This is a genomic window from Lactiplantibacillus fabifermentans DSM 21115 (assembly GCF_000498955.2).
GTDB classification, from domain to species: Bacteria; Bacillota; Bacilli; order Lactobacillales; family Lactobacillaceae; genus Lactiplantibacillus; species Lactiplantibacillus fabifermentans.
In genome coordinates this window covers 1-2,333 of sequence record NZ_AYGX02000108.1, presented here as the reverse complement: position 1 = coordinate 2,333, position 2,333 = coordinate 1, and the positions used below count along the sequence as shown (strand labels likewise).

Annotated in this window: 2 protein-coding genes; one reads left to right on the top strand and one right to left on the bottom strand. The window is 41.9% G+C overall.

All coding sequences use genetic code 11. The annotated features are described in order from the left end of the window. Positions 1–47 precede the first annotated feature (47 nt). Complete coding sequence (locus DY78_RS09925) at positions 48–1,646, bottom strand: membrane protein (RefSeq protein WP_029779182.1); 1,599 nt, start codon at positions 1,644–1,646, stop codon at positions 48–50. Positions 1,647–2,053: 407 nt separating this feature from the next. Between DY78_RS09925 and DY78_RS09920 the strand changes: the two genes are divergently transcribed. Further along, positions 2,054–2,287 carry a helix-turn-helix domain-containing protein gene (locus DY78_RS09920; protein WP_024626256.1) on the top strand — a complete coding sequence of 78 codons (234 nt, stop codon included), beginning with the start codon at positions 2,054–2,056 and terminating at the stop codon, positions 2,285–2,287. Positions 2,288–2,333 lie beyond the last annotated feature (46 nt).

Sequence of the window (2,333 nt, the reverse complement as noted above, 5' to 3'; positions counted from 1 at the left end):
AGGTTATGCTGAACAATTTGTCCAAAAATTCGGATTAAATTTGCAATCTACCTAACAACTAAGTTACCGCTCCATTGTTGTTTAACTTGTTTATCAGTCAACGTTTTACCATTCAGCGTTAAGGTCGTTCGCCGATATTTAACGACCGGTACGGCGCGCTTTTTAGCATGTTTTGCCGTCCAAGTAAGCTGAATCCCATTGTCGACGACTTGGTGTTTGAAGTGCGCATGACGGGCTGAAAAATTAGTGCGGTAAGCATGATAAACATCACCGTTAGTTTCGAACTTGTGTGGTACGGGCACGTAATCGGGCGTCGTCCGGGCGAATTGTTTAATAAGTTTTGACAAATCACGGGTATGAAATGCTGGTTGTAATTCAGTAATATGGGTCAGTTTTGAATAAACATTACCATCGACCGTTTGTAAGCCATCCGCTAAAGTCGTAGTTTCCATCGTTGTATAATGGACGTTTTGGGCGACTTTTTGCGTACACAGGATAAACGAAAATAGTGCTAAAAAGATGCTCGTGTAAGTAATTCCTTGTGATAACTTGAAATTTTGAGTTGCTTGAGCGACATCGTCATAGACTAGCATCGTCGCCAGTATCAGAAATGGGACGCCAACTAACGTGATGCGACGTGGCATTTGAATGAAAGACTGCAAGGCTGGCCAAGCTTGTTGCAACGCATCCCAAGGAAACAAACTAGTGCCCAGAATGGCATAAACCACGGCCACGCAAGCAAATAGCCGGGTAAAGTTACCTAAGCGCGACCAAAACATGATCAGGCCCATCAGCATGGTATAAATAATGATGGTCAAGACAATATCACTACTAGAATCAACACCAGTGTAGATTGGTTGCAAAATCAAGCTGGTCTCATCCATTAATTGCATCGCAACGGGCGCAATGAGTGTGTTCTCGGAAAAGACTTCTAGCATTGGCAAAATAGTGTTCAAACTCAGTAATAGCGCCACTAAGATCGCGACCAATAAATTCAAGAGTGCTGATTGTTTATATTTAGTTTGGGACAAGCCGTGAATGGCGAATGGCACGAAAAATGGTACCGTAAGCACCACCGTCAAAATTTGAAATTGCGTCAAAACGCCGACTAACAGCCCTAGCTTGAGCATGGCTTTGATGGTCCAGTTGCCCTGATACAAAGTTAAAATGGGACCCACGAATAACGGCAACAGGGCTAAGGCCAGTGAGCGCCACGTGACGCCGAAAATATAACCATAAACAACGTTAGAAGTTAAAAAAATAACCGCCAATGCGAGGGCGCGGCGCTGTGAAAATTGAAACTTGCGGGCCGCCAAGTACATGCCGTAGCCCGCCACCAAGTACACCACAAAAACGGTCACAATCTGGAACTTGTACCAGGTCCCGAGTATTAGCAATAACGCGCCAGCAATGTACGTAATTAACGGGCTATATAAACTGTTAACGACCCGCCCAGCTTGTTGAAATGAATATAAATTAATGAAGCTCAGGTTGTGATGTTTGATTTGCATCGCCGCTTCATAAATGCGGTTATATTGAAAATAACCGTCGACCCCTAATAGTGCGTGTTGACTAAAAAGTAAAGGGCTCATCATGGCAATCACGATAATGCTGATTGTAATGAGGGCCTTTTGATTCCTAGACATGTGGCTCCCCCCTAAATTAAACCGTAACGCTGACCCGAACGACGCTTACGATTAAATTATTTGTTTCCAATTAAAAAAGTTCATTAGTAAAACAATCTTATCCTATGCTAACACGGTTCTATGATTTTCTCAAAAGGCGTTATTAATATATTTTTGACCGTTAATGCCTGGTGGTGCGTAAGTTAGTCAAATATACGGTAAGTTTACAACATCGATGCCATAACTTTACATTAAAACTGTATAATCAAATTTGAATGATTAATATCAATTGATTAGTGGTGAAGTTAATTAAGCGGTAGCCATCATTCATGGACCTCATCTTAGTTCGCTATTTTCTGTGAAATAAGTTAACTGACACCAGCAAACCTGTCAAAATTCTTCAAGTTGATGAAGAAAGGCAGCTTAAAATGACTGAAAAGTTAACCTCGTTACAACTTTCAGCAGAACAAATTACCGCAGCTTTACAGGGAGACGACTCGCATGTTACTACGCATGTCGTTTCACTTAAGCCTGTTCCGGATTATGATGCGGATGCGATTAAAGCAATTCGTGAAAAGTTGGGCATTACTCAGCGGGTGTTGGCATTTTATGTTGCAGTTTCACCACGGACGGTCAAATCATGGGAAGCTGGCAAAAGGTAGATTGCAAATTTAATCCGAATTTTTGGACAAATTGTTCAGCATAACC